Source organism: Aeromonas sp. RU39B (genome assembly GCF_900156095.1).
Classification (GTDB): domain Bacteria; phylum Pseudomonadota; class Gammaproteobacteria; order Enterobacterales; family Aeromonadaceae; genus Aeromonas.
The window spans coordinates 21,479-47,405 of record NZ_FTMJ01000006.1 but is presented as its reverse complement, the minus strand read 5'-3'; the positions used below and the strand labels follow the sequence as shown (position 1 = coordinate 47,405).

Genomic DNA, 25,927 nt, shown 5'->3' with positions numbered 1-25,927 from the left:
CACATCATGTTGCGACCTTACAGTTGGCGCCAGCAGTCGTGGAGAATCGCCGGCTTTTATGCCCCGTTCGCCCTGCTGGGCTGGCTGCTTGACCACCCGGCGGCTGCCTTGCTGGTGGCGGCGGTGCTGCATATCGGCTGGCACTATCGCCAGCAGCGCAGGTTGGCCTACTGGCTGTGGCACGACCGCAGTCTGGTGCCGCCGACCGGCACCGGCAGCTGGGAAGATATCTTCAACGGTATTTACCGTTTGCAGCAGCGGCAACGCTCTCGTCGCCGCGAGCTGGCAAGCCTTATTCGCCGCTTTCGGGAAGGGGCCGAGGCGCTACCCGATGCGGCCGTGGTCTATCGGGAAGATGGCTCCATTCTCTGGTGTAACCGGCTGGCCGAGAAGATGCTCGGTTTTCGCTGGCCTGAAGATGCCGGCCAGCATATCGGTAACCTCATTCGGGCGCCGGCGTTTACGGCTTACCTTGGCAAAGGGGATTACGAAGATCCGCTCGAGCTGCCCTCACCGGTCAACGAGGACAAGTTGCTGGAGTTTCGGATCATGCCCTACGCCCTTGAGCAGGTGATCCTGGTTGCGCGGGACGTGACCCGGCTGCGCAGTCTTGAAAAGACCCGTAAGCACTTCGTCGCCAACGTCTCTCATGAGCTGCGCACGCCGCTTACAGTGCTCAAAGGCTATCTCGAAATGATTGAGGAGCCGCCGACTCCGGCCACCTGGGGCAAGGTGCACAAGGTGATGTTCGAGCAGGCGGTGCGCATGGACAATCTGGTTAACCAGCTGCTCACCTTGTCGCGTATCGAAGCAGCCAGCGATGTGGATCTCACCCGAGTGGTAGATATGCCCGCCATGCTGGCCATCCTCGAACAGGAGGCTCATGCGCTCTCCGGCGATAAGCAGCACCGTATCGAGTTTGTTATCCAGCCGGGCCTGAACATCTATGGCGACCCGGATCTGCTGCGTAGCGCCGTGTCGAATCTGGTCTACAACGCAGTGCACTACACCCCGGCCGGACGTGGCATCACGGTGGAGTGGCGCAAGCAGGGACAAAGCGCGCTGTTTTCCGTCAGCGATGAGGGCGATGGCATTGCGCCAGAGCATCTGTCACGGCTGACCGAGCGCTTCTATCGGGTGGATCGGGCTCGCTCGCGCCAGACCGGTGGCTCTGGTTTGGGGTTGGCCATCGTCAAGCACGCCTTGAGCCACCACGACTCGCATCTCGATATCGAGAGCCGGGTTGGTAAAGGTAGCCGCTTTAGCTTCGTGATCCCGGCGCAGTTGCTGGTCGGAAATCATCGCAAAAGTGCCTGATGTCTGTTCCGTTTTGAATGCCCCGCACTGTCGGGGCATTTTTTGTCACATGCGTTCAGAATGTCATATGAGTGTCATATTGGTTGCCTATTTTTGTCGCAGGCCCACCAGAACCTGGCGCCACCTTTGAGCTGTACCTTCTGACTTTTGGAGCGATTGGATGAAACTCAACACCTTGGCAGGCGTGGTCGGTCTTAGTCTGGCAACCCTTTTTTCCACGGCTAGCATCGCGGCCGGCGTGGATGCCTCCCTTAAGGATTACCAGCCGGTGAGCGGTATCTCCGGCAACCTCTCGTCGGTGGGCTCTGATACCCTGGCCAACATGATGACTCTGTGGGCTGAAGAGTTTAAGCGCATGTATCCGAACGTGAACGTGCAAATCCAGGCGGCCGGTTCGTCCACGGCGCCGACGGCGCTGACCGAAGGGGTAGCCCAGTTTGGCCCGATGAGCCGCGAGATGAAGGCTGGCGAAATCGAAGCGTTCGAGAAGCGCTACGGCTACAAGCCGACCGGCATTCCGGTAGCCGTTGATGCGCTCGCTGTGTTCGTCAACAAGGACAACCCCGTCAAGGGGCTGACCATGGAGCAGGTCGATGCCATCTTCTCGAGCACCCTCAAGTGCGGTAGCGCCAAGCAGGCTGCGCGTTGGGCGGATGTGGGGCTGACTGGCAACTGGGCAGGCAAGGACATCCAGCTGTATGGTCGCAACTCGGTATCGGGTACGTATGGTTATTTCAAGGAGCACGCCCTGTGTAAGGGTGACTTCAGAAGCGGTGTGAACGAGCAGCCGGGCTCTGCCTCTGTGGTGCAGTCGGTCTCCTCGTCGCTTAACGGTATCGGTTATTCCGGGATTGGTTATGTGACCTCTGGCGTGCGCGCCGTGCCGCTCTCCAAAGATGGCAAAACCTTCGTGGAGGCCTCTGAGCAAAACGCCCTGGCGGGCAAGTATCCGCTGTCGCGCTTCCTCTACGTTTATGTCAACAAGCACCCGAACAAGCCGCTGTCGCCGATGGAGCAGGAGTTTATCAAGCTGATCCTCTCCAAAACCGGTCAGAGTATCGTAGCCAAAGATGGTTACATCCCGCTGCCGGGCAAGGTGATTGATAACGACCTGAAGAAACTCGGTCTTAACTGAGTGTGATGGCCTCATGACGGGTCCTGCGGGGCCCGTTTTGCGTTTTGTTGTTTTGATAACTTGCACACTCCTGACCCTTTTTTGACAATATAACGAGTCGTCGTAAAAAAGGATCGTCCCCATGTTTCGTCGCATTGCCCTGCCGCTGCTGTTAAGCGCTGTGCTGGCCGGTTGTGCCGAGTCGCCCACCGGGCGCAGCCAGATGTTGCTTTACTCCCCGCAACAGATGAGCCAGCTCGGGGCTCAATCCTTCACCCAGATGAAGCAGCAGGAAAAAATCAGCAAGGATGCCAAGGTTAACCATTATGTGCAGTGCGTGGCCAAGGCGGTGACGGCCGAGATTCCGGCCAGTTACGGCATTCACAGCTGGGAGGTGGTGGTGTTTGATTCCAAAGAGATCAACGCCTTCGCTCTGCCAGGCGGCAAGATTGGGGTCTATACCGGTCTGCTCAAGGTGGCCAATAATCAGGACCAACTGGCCACCGTTATCGGCCACGAAATCACCCACGTATTGGCGCAGCACACCAACGAGCGCCTCTCCCGCACCCAACTGGCCGGCATTGGCATGGCCGCCGCTGACGCCACCTTGGGCCAGAGCGAGTATGGCAGTACCACCATGGCTGCGTTGGGTTTGGGTGTACAGGTCGGGGTGCTGCTTCCCTATGGCCGCGCGCAAGAGAGCGAGGCCGATCAGCTTGGTTTGGAGTTGATGGCACGTGCCGGTTTCAACCCGGCAGAAGCGGTGACGCTGTGGCAGCGCATGAGCGCCAGCAGTGGTGGCAACAAACCGCCGGTACTGCTTTCGACTCACCCGAGCGACCAGCAGCGCATTGCGGCCTTGCAGGCCGAGCTGACCCAGGTTGAATCGCTCTATCAGGCAGCGCGCACCCAAGGCAGGCATCCCCAGTGCCGTCTGTAACCTTGCGTTTTTCCCAGGCTGCTGATGCGACCGCCATGGTTGCCTTGCAACGCGCCAGTTGGCTGGCCGCCTATGGCTCGGTGCTCGGGGATGATCTGCTCGAACAGATGAGCGAGCAGCAGCATCTCGAGGTGTGGCAGACGCGCATTGCCCAAAGCGACCAGCGCCCGCTGCTGGTCTGCCTCGATGACGTGCCGGTCGGACTACTTTACTGGCAATGCGAAGATAACATCGCCTGGCTGCGCGCCTTCTATCTGCATCCGGATCACTGGCGACAGGGGCTGGGACAACGGCTGTGGCTGGCCGTTTCCCAACAGATGCGCCGCGCCGGTTGCCAAGAGGCCCGGCTCTGGCTGCTGCATGGCAACCGGGTTGGGGCGGCATTCTATTTTAAGCAGGGCTTTCGGCCGGCGGGTGAGCGGCGTACCCTGCACTCCCTTGGCCGCGACTGCCAGCAGTTTTTACTGGCGCGTGCGCTCTGATTTTTCGCCGGCCATCAAGGTTTGGCGTCTTGCCTTGCCTAAAATGGGCCGGTGATAACCTGACACCAAGGATAAGCCATGCACTATGGCGTAGACCTGGGCGGCACCAAGCTGCTCTTTACTGCCTATGATACCGACTGGCAGCCGTGTGAGCGCCAGCAACTGCCGACACCGGCCAATGATTACGACGCCTTGCTCACTCTGTTGGCGCGACTGGTTAATGACGCCGATACGCGCTTTGGGCAGCGTGGCTCGCTCGGGCTCGGTTTCCCGGGCATTGTCACTGAGGCCGGGCGCGTGGTGGCCGCGAATCTGCCGGCCATTCACGGGCGTTTGCTGACGCAGGATCTGACAGAGCGACTAACGCGCCCGGTCGTGGTCGATAATGACGCCAACTGCTTCCTCTGGTCCGAATTGCACGGCGGCGCGGCCGATGGCGCCAGCTGTGCCTTTGGTGTCACCATTGGTACCGGTATCGGTGGTGCCGTCTGCTGTCGCGGCGCGCTGCATCGCGGCGCCAATGGGGTGGCGGGTGAAATAGGTCATGTGCCGCTGCCGGTGACCTTGCTGCTTAAATACCCCGATTTGCCGATGCTGCGTTGTGGCTGCGGTCGTTTGGCCTGTAGCGAGACCTTGGCCTCTGGCTCGGGGCTAACCCGTCTTTACCAGCATCTTGGCGGTGAGCGGTTGAGCGGCGAGCAGATCGTGGCCCGCTATCAGGATAAAGAGCCCAGGGCACAAGCGTGTATTGATCGCTGGCTGGAGGTGCTGGCCGCCATGCTGGCCGCAGCGGTTTCCACCTTAGATCCCCATGTGGTGGTGCTGGGGGGCGGGCTGGCCCGCTTTGAACCGCTGTATCACGAGCTACCACGCCGCTTGCCCGGTCATCTGCTGCCGGGCGTGACCCTGCCCGCCATACGCGGCGCGCGTCACGGAGCCGATGCCGGCGTTCGCGGCGCCGCCTTGCTCACTCTTGCCATGAATGGGAAGGATTCACTGTCATGACCACCTTGGAAATTTGTATCGACAATCTGGAGTCCCTGTTGATTGCCCAGGATGCCGGTGCTGATCGTATTGAACTGTGCAGCGCACTGGCGCTTGGCGGCTTGACCCCGTCAGTTGGGTTGATGCAGCAGGCGGTGCGGATGGCACGTATTCCGGTTTACGCCATGATCCGCCCGCGTGCCGGGGATTTCTGTTTTTCGCCTGATGAGCTGGAGCTGATGGCGCTCGATATTGCTGCTGCCCGCGCGGCCGGTTTGCACGGGGTGGTGGTGGGGCTGCTCGATGAGCACGGCAGAGTACCCAAGGCTGCGCTTGAGCGCCTGATGGTGGCGGCCGGTCCTCTTGGCGTCACCTTTCACCGCGCCATTGATCTCTCCAGTGACTGGCGCGCCGATCTGGAGACCATCGTGGCCGCCGGTTGTGAGCGGATTTTAAGCTCGGGACAGGCTGCATCCGCCGAGCAGGGGCTTGAGACCCTGGTGCTGATGCGCGAGCAGTTAGCAGATCGTGCCAGCCTGATGCCCGGCGCTGGCGTTAATGCCGGTAATGTGGCTCATATTGTCGCGGCAATCGGGGTCAGTGAAGTGCATATGTCCGGCATGGGGTGGCGCGGCAGTGCCATGACCAGCGGTGTCGCTATGGGCGCATCTGACGATGGTCGGGTCAACGTGACCGATCACGACAAGGTGGCCGCTGTACGGCAACGGTTGGGGTAGCACGACAGGGCCCACGGTATTTGGTATCATCCCGGCTCATTTATCCGCGCGAGACAAGCGAGAGACACATGTCCCAATACGAATCGATTGAACAGAAGGCCAGCTACGGCGTTGGTCGCAACATGGGTGACCAGCTGGCACAGCAGGCGTTCAGTGGTCTGGATATCGCTGCCCTGCAGCAAGGTCTGGCCGATGCCCTCAACGGTGTCGAATTCGCCGTTAGCCGCGATGACATCAACGATGCCTTCCAGGTGATCACCGAGCGTATGCAAGCCGAGCAGGAGGCCGTTGCCAAGGCGGCTGCAGCCGATGGCGAAGCCTTCCTGGCTGATAATGCCAAGCGTGATGGCGTGAGCGTGACCGATTCCGGTCTGCAGTACGAAGTGATCACTGCCGGTAACGGCGCCACGCCGGTTGCAGGTCAATCTGTTCGCGTTCACTACCACGGTACCTTTACCGACGGCCGCGTGTTCGACAGCTCTGTCAGCCGTGGTCAACCGGCCGAATTCCCGGTGACTGGTGTTATCAAGGGCTGGGTTGAAGCGCTGCAGCTGATGCCGGTTGGCTCCAAGTGGAAGCTCTACATTCCGCAGGATCTGGCCTACGGTGCCCGTGGCGCTGGCTCCATCCCGCCGTATAGTGCGCTGGTGTTTGAAGTGGAACTGCTGGATATCCTGTAATAGCCAGTCAGAAATGAACGCGGCGGCCCAAGTGGCCGCCGTTTCTTTTGTCTGACGTGAGTGTGCTTGCGCGGTTGAGAAGGGGAAATGGCCCGATGGGGTGGGTCACAGCAAGGCGCGATGGCAAGTCACTGCTATCGTCAGGATCAGGGCATCAGGCGTAGAGCGACTCATCACAACGCAGGCTGCGCAGCAGCTGGTTCACCTGACCTGCCAGGGTTTTCAGATGGCTAGGCTGGCTCTCGATGGTCACCAGTCCATTGGCGAAACGAAACTCACCTACAGACTCCACCATAAAGGCGCCCCGGTGAAAACTTTTCACATAACGGGCGATTTGAATTGCCGAGAAGCGTTTAAAAACTTTCATCTGTTCCTCCCGCTTGTTCATGGTGACTCATACTATACAGGACTCACATGACAGGAGTATGAACAGGTATTTTCATTCATGTTCATTATTCCCATATTCGCGAGCCCTATCACAATCTGCCTGAACAACCTGGCAATGAGCATAAACAAGCATCAATCGTTCCTACTTTATTCGGCAGTGCTCAATCAGTGCCCTGGCGCCATCTGACGCGGCTTACACTTAAATATCTGGACAAGAGTCTAGAAAGTAGGACGATTTTTCGCACCATCATGGTGCAGTGAGCACTTGTTACAAAAAAAAATCATGGTGCTTTTCTGTGCTAAGTTAGTGAGCTTAGAGTCAAATTGGCATATTTCCTAAAAGTGCAACTACACTTTCCTTTGGTTGCAGGATTTTCTCCTGCTGCACTGTTGTTGTGCTATTTTGCACCGATTGACAGGTTTTTACCCCCTCGTTATGGTGCAAATGCGCGACATAAGTCGTTCTGTTAGTATTTTCGTCTACTATTTTGGGGAAATATGACATGACAAGGATGTGGAATGTAGGTGTTCTGGCGCTGTTGGCTTTGGTTGGCGCCAACAAGGCCATGGCTGCAGACAGCACGCTGGATGCCGTCAAGAAGAAAGGGTTCGTTCAGTGTGGCGTCAGTGATGGCCTGCCGGGCTTCTCCAACCCGGATGCCAAGGGTGTCTGGCAAGGCATGGATGTAGACGTCTGTCGCGCAGTGGCCGCTGCCGTGTTCGGCGATGCTGCCAAGGTCAAGTATGTCTCTCTGACCGCCAAGGAGCGTTTCACCGCCCTGCAATCGGGTGAAGTAGATATCCTCTCCCGTAATACCACCTGGACGCTGACCCGTGATGCCTCGCTGGGTCTGACCTTTGCCGGTACCAACTACTACGATGGCCAGGGTTTCCTGGTGAACAAGTCTCTGGGTGTGAAGAGTGCCAAGGAGCTCGATGGCGCAGCCATCTGTATCCAGTCCGGTACCACCACCGAACTGAACGTCGCTGACTACTTCCGTGCCAATGGCGGCATGAAGTATACCCCGGTGGTGTTCGACACCTCTGACCAGACCGTTAAGGGCTTCGAGTCCGGCCGTTGCGACGTGCTGACCTCTGACCAATCCCAGCTCTATGCACTGAAGATCAAGCTCTCCAAGCCGGATGATGCCGTCGTTCTGCCGGAAGTCATCTCCAAGGAGCCGCTGGGTCCGGTGGTGCGTCAGGGTGATGATCAGTGGTTCAAGATTGTTCGCTGGTCCATGTTCGCCATGATCAACGCCGAAGAAGCCGGCCTCACCACCGCTAACGTCGATAGCATGCTCAAGTCAGACAATCCGGATGTGCGCCGCCTGCTGGGTCTCGAAGAGCCCAAGGGTAACGTGCTGGGTCTGGACGACAAGTGGGCCTACAACATCGTCAAGCAGGTAGGCAGCTACGGCGAAGTGTTTGATCGCAACGTCGGTAGCGGCTCTCCGCTCAAGATCGAGCGTGGCATCAACGCCCTTTGGAACAAGGGTGGTTTCATGTACGCCCCGCCCATTCGCTGATGCGATGTGTGAACCGGGGAGCTTGCTCCCCGGTCATCATTTGATAGCTATCGGATTATCGGAGTCGGTTCAATGACCTCAAGAACCACGTCCTCCCACTCTGCCGTTCACTGGTGGAACGATGCCCGCTGGCGGGCGCTGTTCTTCCAGCTGCTGGCGGTAGCGGGGGTGGTTGCCTTTTTTGTTTACATCATCCACAACGCCTTCTCCAACATGGAAGCGCGCGGGATCACCACTGGCTTCGCGTTTTTACACAACACGGCCGGTTTCGGCATCCTGCAGACCCTGATCCCCTATAGTGAGACCGATACCTTCGGCCGCACCTTTGTGGTCGGTCTGCTCAATACCCTGCTGGTCTCCATTCTCGGGATTGTGCTGGCCACGACGCTGGGTTTTATCATCGGTATCATGCGCTTGTCGCAGCACTGGCTGATCTCGAAGTTGGCGGCCATCTATATCGAGACGTTTCGTAATATCCCGCTGCTGCTGCAGATTTTCTTCTGGTACTTCTCGGTGCTGCGCGCCCTGCCGCAGCCGCGCCAGAGCGTATCGCTGGGAGACTGGCTATTCCTCAACGTGCGTGGTCTCTACCTGCCCAGTCCGGTGTGGGAAGAGGGGGCCGGCTGGGTGGGGATCGCCTTGCTGGTGGCGTTGGCACTGTGCTGGGGGCTGGCCCGCTGGGCTCGGCGTCGTCAGGCGCTGACCGGTAAGCCGTTCCCGCTGTTTGTCAGCTGCATCGCCCTGATCGTGCTACTGCCCGGTGTGGTGGCGCTACTGACCGGGATGCCGCTGACCTGGAGTATCCCTGAGCTCAAGGGCTTTAACTTCCGTGGTGGCGTCACTGTTCTGCCTGAGCTGGCGGCCTTGCTTGTGGCGCTGACTATCTATACGGCGGCGTTCATTGCCGAAACCGTGCGTGCCGGTATTCTGGCCATTCATCGTGGTCAGACCGAAGCGGCCGAGGCGCTGGGCTTGTCGTCGCTGCAAACCTTGCGACTGGTCACCATTCCGCAGGCGATGCGCGTCATTGTGCCGCCGCTGACCAGTCAGTATCTCAACCTGACCAAGAACTCGTCGCTGGCAACGGCGATCGGTTACCCGGATCTGGTCTCGGTCTTTATGGGCACCACGCTCAACCAGACCGGGCAAGCCGTGGAAGTGATTGCCATGACCATGGCGGTGTACCTGACCATCAGTATCACCACCTCGATTCTGATGAATGTCTACAACCGCAAGATGGCGCTGGTGGAGCGATAAGGAGTATCCATGGCAACTTTCGAGATGCAGGCGGCGCTGCCGCCGCCCGTCAGCCGTCACGGTGTGGTCGGTTGGCTGAGAACCCGGCTGTTTCCCAACTGGTGGAGTAGCCTGCTGACGCTGGCACTGCTCTATCTGCTGGTGCCGCCATTGTGGCATGTCATTAACTGGACGCTGATTTCCGCCACCTGGCATGGGGAAACCCGCGCCGCGTGTAGCGCGGATGGCGCCTGCTGGGCCTTTATTGGCTATCGCTTCAACCAGTTTATGTACGGCTTTTACCCGGAAGCGCTCTATTGGCGCATCAATCTGGTGTTTGCAGTGCTGGCTATTGTGATCTTGTGGCTGGTTCTGCCGCGCACTCCACGCAAGGGGTGGGTGGGGGCGTTTGCGCTGTTTGTGTTCCCGCCGATCGCCTTTGTGCTGCTGCACGGTGGGCTGGGACTGGAAGTGGTGCCGACCAACCTGTGGGGCGGCTTGATGCTGACCCTGACCCTGGCGCTGACCGGCATGGTGTTTGCGCTGCCGTTTGGCATCCTGCTGGCGCTCGGGCGCCGCTCCAAGATGCCGATCATCTCCAGCTTCTCGGTGGTCTATATCGAGTTCTGGCGGGCGGTGCCGCTTATCACTGTGCTGTTCATGGCGTCGGTGATGCTGCCGCTGTTTGTCACCTCGGGCGTTGAAATAGACAAGCTGCTGCGGGCGGTGATCGGGATCATCCTGTTCCAATCGGCCTACATGGCAGAAGTGGTGCGTGGTGGTCTGCAGGCGGTGCCCAAGGGGCAATATGAGGCCGGTGCGGCGCTCGGTTTCAGTTACTGGAAATCGATGGCGTTGATCGTGCTGCCGCAGGCGCTCAAGATTTCGATCCCCTCGATCGTCAACACCTTTATCTCTTTGTTCAAGGATACCAGCCTGGTGCTCATCATTGGTCTGTTCGACCTGCTGGCCATCACTAAGGTGGCACTGGCTGACCCGGCCTGGCTGGGATTCTCTACCGAGGCCTATCTGTTTGCCGGCCTGGTGTTCTGGATTTTCTGTTTCGGCATGTCGCGCTACTCCATCTATCTGGAAGGCAAGCTGCATACCGGGCATAAGCGTTAGGAGCGGATTTACATGGATGCAAATCAGGTTGTAGTGGAACTGAAAGACGTCAACAAGTGGTACGGCGAGTTCCATGTGCTGCGCAATATCAACCTCACGGTCAACAAGGGCGAGAAGATCGTTATCTGCGGTCCCTCCGGCTCCGGCAAGTCGACCATGATCCGCTGTATCAACCGACTGGAAGAGCATCAGCGTGGTGACATCGTGGTCAAGGGCACGCCGCTGACCTCGGATCTCAAGCAGATTGAGCAGGTGCGCCGTAGCGTCGGCATGGTGTTCCAGCATTTCAATCTGTTCCCGCACCTCACCGTGCTGGAGAACTGCTGCCTGGCTCCGATCTGGGTTCAGCAACGTCCGCGCAAAGAGGCCGAGGCGATTGCCATGAAGTACCTCGAGCGGGTGCGCATTCCCGATCAGGCGCTCAAGTATCCGGGGCAGCTCTCCGGTGGTCAGCAGCAGCGGGTCGCGATTGCCCGTAGCTTGTGCATGAACCCTGATGTGATGCTGTTTGATGAACCGACCTCGGCGCTTGACCCGGAGATGGTGCGTGAAGTGCTCGATGTCATGGTTGAGCTGGCCCGTGAGGGGATGACCATGCTCTGCGTGACACATGAAATGGGCTTTGCCAAGGAAGTGGCGGATCGGGTCATCTTTATGGACCGTGGTCAGATTGTGGAGGAGAACGAGCCCAATGCGTTCTTCACCTCGCCCCAGTCCGAGCGTACCCGCGCGTTCCTGTCACAAATACTGGCCCATTGATCGGGGAGTGGTGTTTGCCGCATCGACCTTTATACTGACCCCTTTGACGAAACCAGCGGAGTGGTGTGATGGAATGGGTCGATGTGGTCGATGCTGATGACCAAGTGGTTCGGGTTGCCCCGCGCAGTGAAGTGCGGCGGGGCAATCTGTTGCATCGTGCCACCTATATCCTGGTGCAGCGCAGCAGTGGCCGGATCGTGGTCCAGCGCCGCACCCTGACCAAAGATTTCTGTCCCGGTATGCTCGATGTCTGTTGTGGCGGAGTGGTCACATCGGGTGAAGAGTATGACGAAAGCGCCCGCCGCGAACTGGCCGAAGAGCTCGGTGTCGAGCAGGCGTCCCTCAACGGCTTTGGGACCTTTCACTCCGAGTGCGAACTCTACCGCGTATGGGGCGCACTCTATCACTGCATTCATGATGGCCCGCTAGTTTTGCAAGCCGAAGAGGTGGCCGCCGTCGAAGAGATGACGCTCGCCGAGATACGCGCCCGCGCCGGCGAATTTACCCCCGATTCCCTGATTGCCCTCGAGCAGCTGATCGCTCGTGGCGCCCCCTTGTCTTTTCGTTAAGGAGCCCGCTTTATGATCGCACTTGGAGAGTCGCTGCCATACCACGAGTTCACCTTTGTCACCGCCGAAGGCAAGCAAATGCGCAGCAGTGATGAGCTGTTTGCCGGGAAAAAAGTGGTGCTGTTTGCCGTGCCGGGCGCGTTCACCCCCACCTGCTCCCAGGCGCATATGCCAGGTTATGTCACGCTGGCAGATCGCTTTATGGAGAAAGGGGCGAGCGTGTATTGCCTGTCGGTCAACGATGCTTACGTGATGCGCGCCTGGCAGCGCGACCAGAATGCCGATGCCATCACCATGCTGGCCGACGGCGATGGGAGTTTTGTCAGCAAGCTGGGGCTGGCGAAAGAGACCTGGGCGTTTGGTGGGCTGCGCTCCCAGCGATTTTCCCTGATCGCCGACAATGGGGTGGTGACGACATTGCGTGTCGAAGCGCCCGGCAAGTTCGAGGTGTCTGACGCCGAGAGCCTGCTCGCCTTGCTGTAAATTCAGCATTGACCGGTATACACTGCCCGCCCTGACGGCCTGCCGATGTGCAGGCCTTTTTCATCCCGGGAGGCACACCATGATCCTGCCTGTGCTGGCTATGCTGGCCGGTTTGCTGCTTCTGCTCTGGAGCGCCGATAAGTTTGTCGATGGGGCGGCGGCCACCGCGCGTTATGCGGGGATGCCGCCTTTGTTGATCGGTATGGTGATCATCGGTTTTGGCACCTCGGCGCCGGAGATGGTGGTCTCGGCACTGGCTGCCATGCAAGGTAATCCCGGTTTGGCGCTGGGTAATGCCTATGGCTCCAACATCACCAATATCGCTTTGATCCTGGGACTGACAGCGTTGATAAGCCCGATTGCGGTCGCCTCGCAAGTGGTGCGCAAAGAGATTCCGCTATTGCTGTTGGTGACCCTGCTCTCTGGCGCTGTGCTGATCGACGGGCAGCTCAACCGGTTGGATGCCTTGCTGCTGATGGGGGCGTTTGCTGTGTTGATGGGCTGGTCCATTCGCCAAGGGGTCAAAGAGCGCCATGATGCCCTCGATAGAGAGGTGGCTGAGGATATCAGCAGTGAGGAGATGAGTCTTAAGCGGGCGCTGACATGGCTGCTGATTGGGCTGGTGCTGCTGATTGGCGCTTCCCGTCTGCTGGTGTGGGGCGCGGTGAGCGTGGCCCATCAGCTTGGGATCAGCGATCTGGTTATTGGCCTGACGGTGGTGGCCATCGGCACCTCACTGCCTGAGCTTGCCTCATCGCTCATCGCGGTGCGAAAACGCGAGCATGATCTGGCCCTGGGTAATGTGCTTGGCTCCAACCTGTTCAATACGCTGGCCGTGGTGGGGATTGCCGCCGGTATTCATCCGCTGGCCGTCGAGCCAGTGGTACTCTTACGTGACTGGAGTGTGCTGATGGGGCTCACGGTGACACTACTTGTGATGTGTTACGGCTTTCGTGGCCGTCCCGGTCGCATCAACCGTGTTGAAGGGGCGCTGCTGCTCTGTGCATTTGCAGGCTACAGCGGCTGGTTGCTCATCAGTCAGTTTTAAAGGCAGATTGAAAAAGTGAGGGGAGCCATTGGCTCCCCTTGTCATCTGGTCGCGCTATCAGGCAACGGCCACCAGTTTTTGCTCTTGCTGGCACTCATCGACCACCAGGATATTGGCCTTCGGGAAGAAGTTGAAGGTCGAGGCCGAGGCCCAGGTGTAGGCCCCCATGACCTTGCCAACCACCAATTCACCGATATCGAGCTCGGGCAGCAGGATATCGTCACGAATCACATCCACACTGTCACAGGTGGGGCCTGCCAGCACGCTGTGGTGCAGCTCACCGCCCGCATAAGGCGTGCTGACCGGATAGGTGACGTGGTCATAGAGTTGGCCGTTATAGCTGCCATAGAGACCATCATCAAGGTAGTACCACACCTTGTCGGCGCGATGGGCTTTACCCATGACGCTGGCGACCGAGGTCATGGCCGGGGCGCTGATAAAGCGGCCCGGCTCGGCAATGCGCTGCACCGTGGCCGGCAGCTTGTCGAGGGCCTCGCGAATAGGGGCGCAAAAGCTGTCGATATCCAATTCGCCGTCGTCGTAATCGACCGGGAAGCCGCCGCCGATATCGAGTATCCAGGGTTTGAGCCCCAGCTCCCAGGCTTGCTCCAGGATGTCGCGGCAGGCATCAATGGCTTGCACGTGGCGCTTGGCATTGGGCACCTGAGAGCCGACATGGAAGGAGAGGCCGATCACCTTCAGTCCCTTGGCCTGAGCCAATTGCAGCAGCGGCAGAGCCTGCTCCGGGGTGCAACCGAACTTCTTGGAGAGATCGACCTTGGTCTCGGGATTGGGGAAGCTGACGCGCAGCAGCAGTTTCACCTCATCCTTGTAGGGCAGGAACTTGTCGAGCTCGTAGGGATTGTCATAGACAAACACAGTGCAACCATATTCAAGGGCATGGCGAATATCGCCATCACGCTTGATGGGATGGGTATGGATGCAGCGACCGGGACGCACGCCCAGGCTGTTTACCAGATCCACTTCACCGTTGGTGGCCAAATCGAAACAGGCCCCCTCTTCCATCAGGGCTTCAACCACGGCCGCATGGGGCAGGGGTTTAAGCGCATAGTGCAGACGTACGCCCGGCAGGGCAGCGGCCAGTGCCCGGTATTGCCGGCGCACCTTGCTCTTATCGAGCAGCAGCAGGGGAGAGCCATGTTGTTCAACCAGTTGGCGGTAATCCAGAGCCTGAGAGGTCTCGTTCATTGTCGTGTGATCATCCTTAGGGGGCCGGAGCCCAGTCCAGTGACAGTGAACCGGCGACGGCCGGTTCAGGCGAAGGGTCAGGAGCGACCCGAACCAAGCAGGTGATGAGTGCTTAGTTATGCAGCGTGATTATTGTCACATCGACGTTTTGTGCAATCATTTTGCCTGTTTATATCGCTGAGATTTTCGATTCGAGACGAAAGAGAAATCTCTTATGAAATAAACAATAAGCGATGAATTCTGTCCAAAGGCTGAGCATGGCGACGTGCGGCGCAAAGATGCGAGACAGATCACATCCTTTTGAGTACCATTATGCAGCCCAATCCAAATAGTTCGGATGAAGGTAGCAGGAGAGCGATGGGTCACCATCCACCGAAGAAGTGAATCTTTCAGGTGCCGGGAAACCGGTGAGGACTGCTACTGGACGATACTCTGGAGAGACCCGTTAAATCGGGCGCCGAAGGAGCAAGGTTCCCCCGAGGGAGCCGGAAACTCTCAGGCAAAAGGACAGAGGGGATAGGATGGTTGTACCCGGGCGCAAGCCCGCTCCGAATACCCCTGCGTGTTCGTGCCCGCTATTGGGAAGATCATCCTTCTCCTCCTTAAGTTGCTGTTTTTTAAGGAGGATGCATGTCATCAATTCACCAGGCCTTGCTGGCCGTCGATAATTTTATCTGGGGCCCCCCCTTGCTGGTGCTGCTGGTCGGTACCGGACTCTATCTCACTGTGCGTCTGCAACTGTTGCAGGTCATGCGTTTGCCGCTGGCTCTTAAGCTGGTATTTGGCCGGGATCAGGGCGAAGGCAAGCAGGGTGATGTGTCGAGCTTTGGCGCCCTGTGTACGGCGCTCTCAGCCACCATCGGCACCGGCAACATCGTGGGTGTGGCCACCGCCATCAAGCTCGGTGGTCCGGGCGCCTTGTTCTGGATGTGGATGGCCGCTTTTTTCGGTATGACCACCAAGTATGCCGAGTGCCTGCTGGCGGTGAAGTATCGCGTCACTGACAGCAATGGTCAGATGGCCGGTGGCCCTATGTACTATCTCGAGCGCGGTCTTGGCTCGAAGCCGCTCGCTAAATTGTTTGCCCTGTTTGGTATCGGGGTGGCGTTTTTTGGGATCGGCACCTTCCCGCAAGTTAACGCTATCAGTGATGCCATGACCCTGTCGTTCTCGGTGCCCCGTGAAGTGACTGCCGCTGTGCTGACGCTGATCGTGGCCATGGTCACGTTGGGTGGCATCCAGTCCATCTCGCGGGTCTCCAGCATGGTGGTCCCCTTTATGGCCATTTTCTACGTGCTCTCCTGTCTGGCCGTGCTGGTGGTCAATGCCGGACAACTGCCGCAGGCGGTGGCGCTGGTGGTGAGCTCGGCCTTTACTGGTCATGCGGCTACCGGCGGGTTTGTCGGGGCAGGGGTGATGCTGGCCATTCAATCCGGTGTGGCGCGTGGGGTCTTCTCTAACGAATCTGGTTTGGGATCGGCGCCGATTGCAGCGGCAGCGGCCAGAACCGACTCCTGTGTGGAGCAAGGACTGGTCTCCATGACTGGCACCTTCTTTGACACCATCATCATCTGCACCATGACTGGCCTGACACTGGTGGTGACCGGTGTCTGGAGCGGTGATCTGAGCGGCGCAGCAATGACCAGTGTGGCATTTTCCGAAGGGCTTAATCCGCAGATAGGCCAGTATCTGGTGAGCATTGGGCTGCTGTTCTTCGCCTTTACCACCATCCTTGGCTGGAACTACTACGGTGAGCGCTGCACCGAGTACCTGTTTGGCGTGCGTGCCATCCTGCCCTATCGACTTGTCTATCTGGTGCTGGTGGCGGCAGGCGCTTTCCTGCATCTGGATCTCATCTGGTTGCTGGCCGATATCGTCAACGGTCTGATGGCGATTCCCAACCTGATTGGTCTGGTTGGGCTGCGCCATGTCATCATCGACGAAACCCGCGCCTTCTTTGCGGCGCGCCGTGATGAGGTGGGCGAGATCCAGACGGCCTAGTCCGTGACCTGCTGTGACGTAAGAGAGGGTTGCAGCAGGGTGGCAAAGCGCAGGGCCTGTTCATCGTCACTGCCCTGCCAGCCGAGCAGCGAACCAAGGGTGGTGGAGGTGTTGGGCGCAAAGCGCAGCTCGCTGCCGGCTAGCTCATAAAAGCGGCTGGCGAGTCGAGTTCCGAGCTCCATGTCTCCGGCCACCATCACCATGGCGTGAGCTAGCACGGCGCCACCTTGTGTACTTCCGGCTGCGCGCCAGTGCTGGGCGGTGCCGGTGATCTTGCGACCCGCCGCCACCAGATTGTAGCGACCGTCGCAAAATGAACCGGGCACCGGACCATATCCTGCCTCAAGGCCAAGTTGTCTCAGGCAGGCAAGCAGCGGGGCGCCGAGCAGTTGGTAGTAATCATCCGGGCCAAGGCCGCTTGTGGTGGGCAGCGTCAGGGAGAGATTGAGAATACCCGGGCCGGCCGGGACGGCTGTACCGCCGCTGTTGCGTACAAAGACCGGCCACCCTTCGGCGTTGAGCACGCGGCAGGCCTGCTCAAAGTGAGCCAGGTGGGCATCTTTGCGGGTCACAATGATGGCCTGCTGTTGCCGCCACATCTGCCACTGCGTTTGCCCGCTGGTGATGGCGCGCTGCAGTAGTCGCTGCTCCATCAGATGCGCCTGTTGGTGTGTCAGACAGGGGAGGGCAAGCGGCGGGCTTTCGGGCAATGAACTGGACATGGCGCACAACCTTGGCATGTTGCAAATGAATGTAACGTTCGTCGTGGGTAGAATGGGGCCTTCTGAGCGGGAGGGGAAGTAAGACGTGTTGAAGTTGTCGGAAATCTGGAGTGCAGCGGCGCACTCGGACGATTTTACTACCACCCGTATCGACTTTATGACTGTGCGGTTTCGCTGGCTGGTGATGCTGCTTTTGCTCGGTATTCCGGGCTGGTCTCTGGTCGATTGGCTGACGCTGGATGTCAGCCAGCACGCCTTCTTGCTCAAGGCACGCATGGCGACTTTTCTGGCGCTCTCGCCGCTGGTTCCCTTCTCGTTTTTTATCCACTATCGCCGGCTGCGCATGCGGTTTGCGCTCTTTTACCTGATGTCAGTGATGCTGATCTTTGCTCTGGTCTGCATGAACTATCTTGGCAACGTGGAAGGATTGCAGACCGGATACAGCGTGTTTCCCTACCTGATGATCAGTCTGTTTGCGGTATTCCCGGTGCCGCTCCTGATGGGGCTTGGGCTGTCGCTGTTTATCTTTGTGGTGTTGTTGTTTGGTCGATGGTTTTTGCTCGAGCAACCGCTGCTTGGTATGGAGACATTGACCCAGCTCTGGCTGATGCTGCTGTTTACCCTGGCAGCCGCCTGGGTGCAGTGCGGTCAGCTCAACATGCTGCTGCGCCTTTATCGCGAGTCCACTACCGATGAGCTGACCGGCATGATGAACCGGCGACTGCTGATGAAGCAGCTTGAGACGGTGCGCCTTGGGTTGGTCGAGCGTGGCCAACAATTTGCCGTATTGCTGCTTGATCTGGATCGCTTCAAACGGATTAACGACACCTACGGGCATCTGGCCGGTGATGCGGTGCTACACACGGTGGCCACCACGCTGGCCGAGCAACTCGAGTCCTATCATCAGCTGGGTCGCTATGGCGGTGAAGAGTTTGCCATTGTGCTGCCGCGCTGTGGTGATCGAGAAGAGGCGCGCCAGATGGCCGAGCGGTTGCGATTGTCAGTGGAGGCGCGTCAGGTGAAAAGCCCGGCAGCCGATACCCTCATTGATGTGACGGTCAGTATCGGTGTGGTGATTGCCGATGCCGGGGAGAGCGTGCAAGGGGTGCTCAACCGGGCGGATGAGGCACTCTATCAGGCGAAAATCTTGGGTCGCAACTGCGTGGTGATGGCGCCACCGCCCCATGAGGCCGTGGCGCTGCGCGCGGCTACTTGATGAGCTGATATCGGCCCGAGAGTTCTTGGGCCAACAGCTTGAACATGTTGAACACCGCCATGGTCTTGCCGGTTGGGGTGCCGTCATCGGCAAGAAAATACTCGCCCTTGAAGATCAGGATCTCGCCACGCTGCTCGACGGCATCGGCACGCATGCCATGAATGAAATCTTCGTGTTCGCGAATCATACGGTTGGCGATGGTGAGCAGCTCTTCACTGCTAATCTGCGCTTTTTGGTTGTTCATACATCCTCCATATCAGGCAGGCGCCCATGATAGCGCAGCTGCCGGCTTCATGCATGACTGCGTCAGATTGTTAAATTTTTGAAATCGAGCGCAGAAGTCCCTAGTATCAGCGGGCAATCACACAGCAAGGTAGAACATAATGACCGACGACAATAATCAAAAGAGACCTTTGTATATTCCGTATGCCGGCCCGGCTCTGCTGGAGACGCCGCTACTCAACAAAGGCAGTGCCTTCACGGCAGAAGAGCGTGCTTCCTTCAATCTTGAAGGGCTGCTGCCACACAATATCGAGACCATCGATGAGCAAGCCGAGCGTGCCTATCGCCAGTATCAGGCGTTTGGTAACGACATGGACCGGCACATCTATTTGCGTAACATTCAAGATACAAACGAGACGTTGTTTTATCGTTTGCTCAGCAATCATCTCAAAGAGATCATGCCGATCATCTATACCCCGACCGTGGGGCAGGCCTGCCAGGAGTTCTCTAACATCTACCGCCGCGCTCGTGGTCTGTTTATCTCCTATCCAGACCGGGATCGGATCGATGATCTGCTGCAAAACGCCACCAAGCAGAACGTCAAGGTGATCGTCGTAACCGATGGGGAGCGGATCCTTGGTCTGGGTGACCAAGGGATCGGTGGTATGGGTATTCCGATCGGTAAGCTCTCCCTGTATACCGCCTGCGGTGGCATCTCACCGGCATATTGCCTGCCGGTGGTGCTGGATGTGGGCACTAATAACCAGCAACTGCTCGCTGACCCCTTCTATATGGGCTGGCACAACCCGCGTATCACCGGTGAAGAGTATGCCGAGTTTGTCGATGCCTTTATCCAGGCGGTCAAACGCCGTTGGCCGGATGTGCTGCTGCAGTTTGAAGACTTTGCCCAGGGCAATGCCATGCCGCTGCTCAACCGCTATAAAGATGAGCTCTGCTGTTTTAACGACGATATCCAGGGCACGGCTGCCGTGACGCTGGGTAGCCTGATTGCTGCCTGTAAAGCGTCTGGCGCCAAGCTCTCCGAGAAGCGGGTTGCCTTCCTTGGCGCCGGCAGTGCCGGGTGCGGGATCGCCGAGCAGATTGTGGCCCAGATGAAGGCCGAAGGTTTGAGCGATGCGCAGGCGCGGGCACGGGTCTTTATGGTGGATCGCTTTGGTCTTATTACCGACAAGATCCCTAACCAGCTTGATTTCCAGCGCCGCTTATCACAGCCGCTGGAGCGGGTAGCCGACTGGCCGGTAGGCGACAATATCTCGCTGCTTGAAGTGATGGAGCACGCCCGTCCGGATATCCTGATTGGTGTCTCCGGTCAGCCAGGACTGTTTACCGAGGCGGTGACCCGCACCATGCATCAGCACTGCCCGCGTCCGATCGTGTTCCCGCTCTCCAACCCCACCTCGCGGGTGGAAGCCACTCCGGCCGATATTCTGCGCTGGACCGACGGCCAGGCACTGGTGGCAACCGGCAGCCCGTTTGCTCCGGTTGAGCACAAGGGCACGCTCTATCCGATAGCCCAGTGCAACAACTCCTATATTTTCCCGGGGATCGGCCTGGGTGTGCTCGCCAGCGGCGCGCGCCGGGTGACCGAAGCGATGCTGATGGCGGCCAGCCGGGCATTGGCAGAGTGTTCGCCACTGGCGCAAGGTAACGGCACTGCATTGCTGCCGGATCTGGCGGATATCCAGCAGGTGTCACGTCATATTGCCAAGTGGGTGGCCAAGACGGCCATGTTGCAGGGTAAGGCGGTACAGACCTCTGATGAGGTGATTGAGGCTGCTATCGATGGCAACTTCTGGCAGCCGGAGTACCGTCGCTATCGTCGAACCTCGTTCTGATCGCGGCACCTTAAAGGTTAAAACCAAAGGGAGCACCATGCGGTGCTCCCTTGCTTTGACCTGATGCAGTGATCAGTTTTGAACTTGCTGAGTACCGGTTACGTGAACCTGTACACGGCGATCCGGGGCCAAGCAGGCAATTTGCTTAGCCTTCGGCTTGACCTTCACGCAAGTGGTTCCGGTGACCGGGCTGGCTTCGCCACGACCTTCGATAGAGACCTTGGACGCTGGCAGGCCCTTGCTGACCAGATAGTCGGCAACCGTCTTGGCACGGGCTTCAGACAGGCGCTGGTTAGCCTTGTCGGAGCCGATAAAGTCGGTGTAACCGATAACAACGGCCTGGCCATCGGTCGGACGGGCATCAGAGATCTGCTGATAGAGGGTATTGAGCGCGCTGACCCCTTCCGGTTTGAGTGTTGACTTGCCAAAGGCAAACAGCACATCAGAGCTCAGAGAAAACTCTTTGTCGACCACTTGCGGTTGGGGAGCAGGCTCCGGTGCAGCCGGTGCCGGAGTTGGGGCGACGTAGGAAGTACGATAGGGGTGGAAAACCAGCTCCAGCGTGGCAGCACCCAGATCGCTCTTGAAGGTCTTGTCTTCATTGCCCACATCCCAGATGTAGCGATAGCGGGCTTGCAGATCAATCAGATCGGTCAGTTTGGCGGTGACACCAAGACCGGCCAGCGGGGCCAGCCCGTTGTCGGAGGTGCCATTACCGTTGACGTGGTAACCATAGCCACCACCTTCAGCAAAGACGGAGAAGATGTCGTTGATCGGCAGACGGGCAATACCGGTCAGGGTTGCACCTTGGGAGCGGAAGCTTTGATCATCGGCTTCAGCACGGCCACCGTAGAGGTAACCCAATTCAGCGCCAAAGTTTTCAGTAAAGTTGTAACCGCCAAACAGGCTGACAGCTGTTGCATTTTCGTCTGCGTTGCCATCAACCTTGGACAGATCACGGAATTGGGACCAGCCAGCGCCAACACCGCCATACCAATCATCAGCCTGCGCCGCGGTTGCGCCAAGGGCCGCAATAGCCACGGCAATCAGGGATGGTGCCACTTTCTTATTCATCTTTATCTCTCCTCGTTGTCGTGCCGTGTGCGGCACTGCACAGTTGCATCATGGGTGGGCCCAGGAGCTGCCCACGAGCCGACAAGGCGGTCTCATGCATCATATATCCCGAGTCGCACTGGATTGGAGCTACTCGCTCGGCATCTCACCCTTTTGGGGGGTATTGAGCGGCTCTGATTGGGACAGCCTACTGTATGATCTGTCGTCAGATTGTTCAAGTTTGCTGCAAGTGAAGAGAGGGTGTGGCATTTGCCGGAGATAAAAAAACGGGATGCTTGCGCATCCCGTTTTCTATGGAGTTGAAACAGTGATTACTGTTGAACGTCCTGAACGCCAGACACACGGATCTCTACGCGACGATCCGGAGCCAGGCAGGCAACCAGCTGGGCCTTGGCCTTGATGCCGTTGCACTGGGTACCAGTGACCGGGCTGGATTCGCCACGACCCTGGATGGAGACCTTGGAAGCCGGCAGACCCTTGCTGACCAGGTAGTTAGCTACGGTGCGAGCACGGGCTTCGGACAGGCGCAGGTTAGCCTTGTCAGAACCGATACGGTCGGTATAACCGATCACGACAGCCTTACCATCTTTCGGGCTGGCAGCAACCAGATCCTTGTACAGGCCGTTCAGGGCTTGTTGACCTTCCGGCTTCAGAGTGGACTTGCCAAAGGCAAACAGCACGTCGGAGCTCAGATCGAAGGTCTTCTCAACCATTTGCGGAGCAGCAACCGGAGCCGGGGCTTCTTCAGCAACCGGAGCCGCAGTCGGGGCTACGTAGGAAGAGCGGAACGGATGGTATACCGCTTCCAGAGTGGTGACGCTCTGGTTGGCCTTGTAGTGTGCATCGCCGTTGCTGGTGGTGCCGTGCAGATCTGCGACGTCCCACATGTAACGATAGCGGGCTTGCAGGTCCAGCGCGTCGTTAACCTTGTAGGTCACGCCAACGCCAGCCAGCGGGGAGAGCTTGGTATCGCTAACACCGAAACCATCGGTGTGAGCCCAGTAAGCGCCACCTTCAGCGAAGGCAGAGACATCGCCCATGATCGGCATACGAGCGATACCAGTCATGGTGACACCCTGGTTCTCGTAACGCTTGCCATCGGTGTTACCGCGGCCAGCGTATTGGTAGCCGAATTCGGCGCCCAGGTTGTCGGTGAAGTTGTAGCCAGCGAAGGCATTGGCGGCGGCTGCGTCTTCAGTACCGTCTTTTGCTTGGTTGTCCAGGCCGTTGAAATGGGCTGCACCGACACCAGTACCGAAGTAGATATCGTCAGAAGCATTCGCTGCAGTTGCGGTGATGGCTGCCAGTGCAATGGCAATCATGGAAGGAGCCATTTTCATCTTTGTTCAATCCTCTTGGAGATAGCACAGGGTGTCGTTATCTCACTTGTTGATTCATGCAAGCATCAGGCTCAGCCCTGGAGGGGAGTCCGGCCGGCATCCTTGTTATGGGAATGCAGATCTAACCTGAGCATTCCATGTCATTTGGATGACGGAGCGCACTTTATGCCTATTGTGAAACATGATCAAGCTCACGTTTGCTCTGTTTGCCAGATCATGACGCAGGCATAACTCATTGACTGATTAATAAATTAGTGATCCAGATGGGCCCGAAAAAGTTTGCGCTCCAGCTTCATATAGCGCTGAACCCAGTCGGAGCGGGGTGAGTCCTGGTTTTCCCGTGCCATGAAGACCGCGGTCAACTCAGATTCGCTGGCCTCACTTATCAGAGGGGAGAACTCACGCAGGTAGTGGCTGGTCAGATGAGGGTCCAGCGGCCAGATGTTGAGGAGTGAGCGCACCACCGGGAACACGGCAGCAGGAACGATCAGATGTTGATGACCCGCCTTGAGCCAGCTTTCCAGATTGGGGAGGGCGGTTTCTGGTGCCCACAATCCCATGCCCGGTTCACTGGCTACATCGCTGTGAGAAAGGGTGTGCAGCGACAGTTTGTCAGCCTGTTGGTCGCCAAGTTGATAAAGAGGCAGCGTTGGCGCACGTGTCTGCAGTAGGGAAATCGTTTCCACCGAGGGATGTTCATTGATCAGGATGGCTTCAGCGCGCATCGCTACACATTGCTGCAGTTGAACTGCGAGGTTGTCCGGGTTGTTTATGGAATGTAAACGGGACAGAACACCGGGAAAACGCATCAAATATTCCTCTAAAGGGTTAATTTGGCAATTATATCTGCCTGCTCGCAAGCCTCAATCAGGTAATAAACCACGCTGAGTGTTTACCTGAAACCGGTGAGGCATTAACATGCCTCTTCCTCGAAGGGTTGTCGCTTATTTAAGCGTTCAATAAAGAGAGACTCGAGCAACGAGTCCCGGAACAACGTATACACTTGAATACGAGTCGTCGCGAAAAATAAAAGCGGTCTAACCGCTCATGGAGTATGGAACCTTATGAGTCTCAATACCGTTCCCGTAGGGAAGAAGATCCGCCAAATCCGCGAAGCGGTAGGCTTGAGCCGTCCGAAGTTTGCTGAACTGCTGGGCGTTCCTCCCACAACCCTCAAAAATTACGAGTTAGGCTATCGTGAAGTGGGCGGTGCTTTCCTGGTCGCCCTGGCGCACCACCCGGAACTGCATCAGTTCACCCTCTGGCTGCTGTCTGACAAAAAGTCGGCAGAGATCGGTCAGATTGGCCCTGAGGAGTATCTGGCCAAGGCCTGATAGCTCTTTAGTCCTGAAAATGCCGCTTTCGAGCGGCATTTTTTATCGATTTTTTCTGGCTTGTCTAACCTTTTCGGCATCCGGCCTTTGCAATGTCAAAGCGAAGCGTAGAAAATCTGCGCGCCCTGTAATGGGACCATGCATGATGCAGCTAAAGTGAGTCAAGATGAGCCAAACTTCTTCGCAAGCCCGTGACGGCTTCACCTCCACATTCGGTGTACTGGCGGCCACCCTCGGTTCCGCCGTCGGTCTCGGCAATATATGGAAATTCCCCTATCTGACAGGCGAAAACGGCGGTGCCAGTTTTCTGCTGGTATACGTGATTGCCACCCTGCTGGTGGGCCTGCCGGTGATGATCGCTGAGATAACCCTCGGCCGAAAGGCCAAATCAGACGCCGTCAGCGGTCTGATGAAACTGGCGCCCAAAGGACAACCCTGGTGGCTGATTGCCGTCATGGGCGTGTTAGCCGCGTTTCTTATCATGTCTTTTTATTCCGAGGTCGCGGCCTGGGTCTTTGCCTACATCTTTAAGGCGCTGGATGGTTCGATTCTTTCAACCGATCCGAATGTAACCGGTGCTGCCTTCGGTGCGTTGATAAGCAATCCCCTGCAGAGCCTGCTCTGGCAGTGGCTGGTCTTAGCCCTAATGGGCGGCATCTTGCTGTTGGGCGTTTCGCGCGGGATTGAAGCCATCACCAAAAAGCTGATGCCGCTTCTGTTTATCCTGTTGCTGGTTATCGGCATTCGCAGTCTGACACTGCCGGGCGCCAGCGAGGGGCTGGCGTTTCTCTTCTCGCCCGATTTTTCCAAGATAACCGGTGGTGTGCTGCTGACCGCCATGGGACTGGCGTTCTTCAAGCTCTCCATCGGGATGGGCTGCATGATGACCTACGGCAGCTATTTCCGGGCTGATCAAAACATCCCGGCCACGGCGCTGCGCGTGATGTGCGCCGACCTGTTTGTCTCGATGCTGGCAGGTATCGCCATCTTCCCGGCGGTGTTCGCCTTTGGTTTTGAGCCGAGCGCCGGGCCGTCGCTGCTGTTCATCACCATTCCGGCGGTGTTTGCCAGCATTCCGTTTGGCCACTTTTTTATGGTGCTGTTCTTCGTGCTGTCGGCCATCGCTGCTACCGGCGCCATGCTCTCCTTGCTGGAGGTGCCGGTCTCGGTGGTCTCCGAGCGCTTTGGTTTGAGCCGGGTGAAAGCCACCGTGACCATTTTGGTTGTCCTCGGTCTGGTGGGCTCTACCTGCGGCCTCTCCAACAGTTCGCTGGCCGAGTTCAAGATTGCCGGCAAAACCTTCTTCGATCTGTTTGACTATCTGTCGTCCAACATCATGCTGCCGTTGGGTGGTATCTGCCTCAGCCTGTTTGTTGGCTGGGTGTGGGGGCGCGAAAAGCTGGAAGAGGCGTTGACCAATGGCGGCACCTTGCCGCTGGCCATTGTCGGTCCGCTGTTTTTCCTGCTGCGTTACGTCTCGCCGCTGCTGATCCTGATCGTGATGCTCAAGGGGCTGGGGCTGTTCTAAGCGGCTCTCTTTTTACGTCTGAATGACCAAAGAGC

Annotated in this window: 26 protein-coding genes and 1 riboswitch; of the genes, 19 read left to right on the top strand and 7 right to left on the bottom strand. The window is 58.0% G+C overall.

Translation table 11 applies throughout. From position 1 onward, the window contains the following. The first annotated feature begins 6 nt into the window (after positions 1 to 6). From phoR to BW958_RS10075, 7 genes are all read left to right on the top strand, one after another. On the top strand, positions 7 to 1,317 hold the full coding sequence (gene phoR / locus BW958_RS10105; RefSeq protein WP_076575612.1) for a phosphate regulon sensor histidine kinase PhoR: 1,311 nt from the start codon (positions 7 to 9) through the stop codon (positions 1,315 to 1,317). A 160-nt stretch (positions 1,318 to 1,477) separates the two neighbouring features. Further along, on the top strand, positions 1,478 to 2,452 hold the full coding sequence (locus tag BW958_RS10100) for a PstS family phosphate ABC transporter substrate-binding protein (RefSeq protein ID WP_076575611.1): 975 nt from the start codon (positions 1,478 to 1,480) through the stop codon (positions 2,450 to 2,452). Positions 2,453 to 2,573: 121 nt separating this feature from the next. Continuing rightward, positions 2,574 to 3,371 (top strand): M48 family metallopeptidase, encoded by a 798-nt coding sequence (locus BW958_RS10095; RefSeq protein ID WP_076575610.1) that lies wholly within the window; start codon positions 2,574 to 2,576, stop codon positions 3,369 to 3,371. Then, positions 3,359 to 3,853 (top strand): GNAT family N-acetyltransferase, encoded by a 495-nt coding sequence (locus BW958_RS10090; protein ID WP_143233065.1) that lies wholly within the window; start codon positions 3,359 to 3,361, stop codon positions 3,851 to 3,853. Before BW958_RS10095 ends, BW958_RS10090 begins: the two co-directional genes overlap by 13 nt. A 78-nt stretch (positions 3,854 to 3,931) precedes the next feature. Beyond that, complete coding sequence (locus tag BW958_RS10085; RefSeq protein WP_076575609.1) at positions 3,932 to 4,858, top strand: ROK family protein; 927 nt, start codon at positions 3,932 to 3,934, stop codon at positions 4,856 to 4,858. Then, entirely contained in the window at positions 4,855 to 5,574 is a 720-nt protein-coding gene (locus tag BW958_RS10080; RefSeq protein ID WP_076575608.1) for a copper homeostasis protein CutC, read from the top strand. Before BW958_RS10085 ends, BW958_RS10080 begins: the two co-directional genes overlap by 4 nt. Positions 5,575 to 5,642: 68 nt before the next feature. Further along, positions 5,643 to 6,254, top strand: coding sequence for a BamJ family beta-barrel-assembly machinery protein (locus BW958_RS10075; protein WP_076575607.1), 612 nt, complete (start codon positions 5,643 to 5,645; stop codon positions 6,252 to 6,254). A gap of 154 nt (positions 6,255 to 6,408) precedes the next feature. Here BW958_RS10075 and BW958_RS10070 read toward each other — a convergent pair whose 3' ends face one another. Next, positions 6,409 to 6,621 carry a DUF1107 family protein gene (locus BW958_RS10070; RefSeq protein ID WP_076575760.1) on the bottom strand — a complete coding sequence of 71 codons (213 nt, stop codon included), beginning with the start codon at positions 6,619 to 6,621 and terminating at the stop codon, positions 6,409 to 6,411. 532 nt (positions 6,622 to 7,153) lie between these two features. On the opposite strand from BW958_RS10070, the gene BW958_RS10065 reads away from it, so the two are divergent. The 7 genes from BW958_RS10065 (at position 7,154) to BW958_RS10035 (ending at position 13,390) form a co-directional block, all read left to right on the top strand. After that, a complete protein-coding gene (locus BW958_RS10065; RefSeq protein ID WP_372629560.1) occupies positions 7,154 to 8,170 on the top strand; it encodes an amino acid ABC transporter substrate-binding protein in 1,017 nt (338 codons plus the stop codon). 72 nt (positions 8,171 to 8,242) lie between these two features. Continuing rightward, positions 8,243 to 9,427 carry an amino acid ABC transporter permease gene (locus BW958_RS10060; protein WP_076575605.1) on the top strand — a complete coding sequence of 395 codons (1,185 nt, stop codon included), beginning with the start codon at positions 8,243 to 8,245 and terminating at the stop codon, positions 9,425 to 9,427. 9 nt (positions 9,428 to 9,436) lie between these two features. Beyond that, a complete protein-coding gene (locus BW958_RS10055) occupies positions 9,437 to 10,531 on the top strand; it encodes an amino acid ABC transporter permease (RefSeq protein ID WP_076575604.1) in 1,095 nt (364 codons plus the stop codon). 12 nt (positions 10,532 to 10,543) lie between these two features. Further along, complete coding sequence (locus BW958_RS10050) at positions 10,544 to 11,290, top strand: amino acid ABC transporter ATP-binding protein (RefSeq protein ID WP_076575603.1); 747 nt, start codon at positions 10,544 to 10,546, stop codon at positions 11,288 to 11,290. Positions 11,291 to 11,355: 65 nt separating this feature from the next. Further along, the gene (gene yfcD / locus BW958_RS10045; RefSeq protein WP_306169661.1) at positions 11,356 to 11,859 is read left to right on the top strand and encodes an NUDIX hydrolase YfcD; all 504 of its coding nucleotides are present in this window, start codon (positions 11,356 to 11,358) and stop codon (positions 11,857 to 11,859) included. A 12-nt stretch (positions 11,860 to 11,871) separates the two neighbouring features. Further along, positions 11,872 to 12,342, top strand: coding sequence for a peroxiredoxin (locus BW958_RS10040; RefSeq protein ID WP_076575601.1), 471 nt, complete (start codon positions 11,872 to 11,874; stop codon positions 12,340 to 12,342). A gap of 79 nt (positions 12,343 to 12,421) precedes the next feature. Then, positions 12,422 to 13,390, top strand: coding sequence for a calcium/sodium antiporter (locus BW958_RS10035; protein ID WP_076575600.1), 969 nt, complete (start codon positions 12,422 to 12,424; stop codon positions 13,388 to 13,390). Between the two features lie 57 nt (positions 13,391 to 13,447). Here the strand turns inward: BW958_RS10035 and BW958_RS10030 are convergent, their stop codons facing one another. Next, a complete protein-coding gene (locus BW958_RS10030; protein WP_076575599.1) occupies positions 13,448 to 14,599 on the bottom strand; it encodes a type III PLP-dependent enzyme in 1,152 nt (383 codons plus the stop codon). A 422-nt stretch (positions 14,600 to 15,021) separates the two neighbouring features. After that, positions 15,022 to 15,120, top strand: a riboswitch (glycine riboswitch). 109 nt (positions 15,121 to 15,229) lie between these two features. On the opposite strand from BW958_RS10030, the gene BW958_RS10025 reads away from it, so the two are divergent. Further along, positions 15,230 to 16,600: an alanine/glycine:cation symporter family protein gene (locus tag BW958_RS10025; protein WP_076575598.1), complete on the top strand. Its 1,371-nt coding sequence runs from the start codon at positions 15,230 to 15,232 to the stop codon at positions 16,598 to 16,600. Here the strand turns inward: BW958_RS10025 and BW958_RS10020 are convergent. Then, positions 16,597 to 17,322 (bottom strand): lipoyl protein ligase domain-containing protein, encoded by a 726-nt coding sequence (locus tag BW958_RS10020; RefSeq protein ID WP_372629485.1) that lies wholly within the window; start codon positions 17,320 to 17,322, stop codon positions 16,597 to 16,599. The genes BW958_RS10025 and BW958_RS10020 overlap by 4 nt on opposite strands. 85 nt (positions 17,323 to 17,407) lie before the next feature. Here BW958_RS10020 and BW958_RS10015 point away from each other — a divergent pair, with 85 nt between their 5' ends. Continuing rightward, complete coding sequence (locus tag BW958_RS10015) at positions 17,408 to 18,538, top strand: GGDEF domain-containing protein (RefSeq protein ID WP_083687308.1); 1,131 nt, start codon at positions 17,408 to 17,410, stop codon at positions 18,536 to 18,538. Here the strand turns inward: BW958_RS10015 and BW958_RS10010 are convergent. Beyond that, complete coding sequence (locus BW958_RS10010; protein WP_076575596.1) at positions 18,531 to 18,782, bottom strand: DUF2498 family protein; 252 nt, start codon at positions 18,780 to 18,782, stop codon at positions 18,531 to 18,533. The genes BW958_RS10015 and BW958_RS10010 overlap by 8 nt on opposite strands. Before the next feature lie 139 nt (positions 18,783 to 18,921). On the opposite strand from BW958_RS10010, the gene BW958_RS10005 reads away from it, so the two are divergent. Further along, a complete protein-coding gene (locus tag BW958_RS10005) occupies positions 18,922 to 20,616 on the top strand; it encodes an NAD-dependent malic enzyme (protein WP_076575595.1) in 1,695 nt (564 codons plus the stop codon). Positions 20,617 to 20,688: 72 nt separating this feature from the next. On the opposite strand, the gene ompA is transcribed toward BW958_RS10005, so the two are convergent. The 3 genes from ompA to BW958_RS09990 form a co-directional block, all read right to left on the bottom strand. Then, the gene (ompA, locus tag BW958_RS10000; RefSeq protein ID WP_076575594.1) at positions 20,689 to 21,690 is read right to left on the bottom strand and encodes a porin OmpA; all 1,002 of its coding nucleotides are present in this window, start codon (positions 21,688 to 21,690) and stop codon (positions 20,689 to 20,691) included. 311 nt (positions 21,691 to 22,001) lie between these two features. Continuing rightward, on the bottom strand, positions 22,002 to 23,030 hold the full coding sequence (locus BW958_RS09995) for a porin OmpA (RefSeq protein ID WP_076575593.1): 1,029 nt from the start codon (positions 23,028 to 23,030) through the stop codon (positions 22,002 to 22,004). 251 nt (positions 23,031 to 23,281) lie between these two features. Next, positions 23,282 to 23,839, bottom strand: a complete 558-nt coding sequence (locus tag BW958_RS09990) for a hypothetical protein (RefSeq protein WP_076575592.1) — start codon at positions 23,837 to 23,839, stop codon at positions 23,282 to 23,284. Between the two features lie 255 nt (positions 23,840 to 24,094). Here BW958_RS09990 and BW958_RS09985 point away from each other — a divergent pair, with 255 nt between their 5' ends. After that, the gene (locus BW958_RS09985; protein WP_076575591.1) at positions 24,095 to 24,364 is read left to right on the top strand and encodes a helix-turn-helix domain-containing protein; all 270 of its coding nucleotides are present in this window, start codon (positions 24,095 to 24,097) and stop codon (positions 24,362 to 24,364) included. A 166-nt stretch (positions 24,365 to 24,530) separates the two neighbouring features. Continuing rightward, positions 24,531 to 25,892 (top strand): sodium-dependent transporter, encoded by a 1,362-nt coding sequence (locus BW958_RS09980; protein ID WP_076575590.1) that lies wholly within the window; start codon positions 24,531 to 24,533, stop codon positions 25,890 to 25,892. Positions 25,893 to 25,927 lie beyond the last annotated feature (35 nt).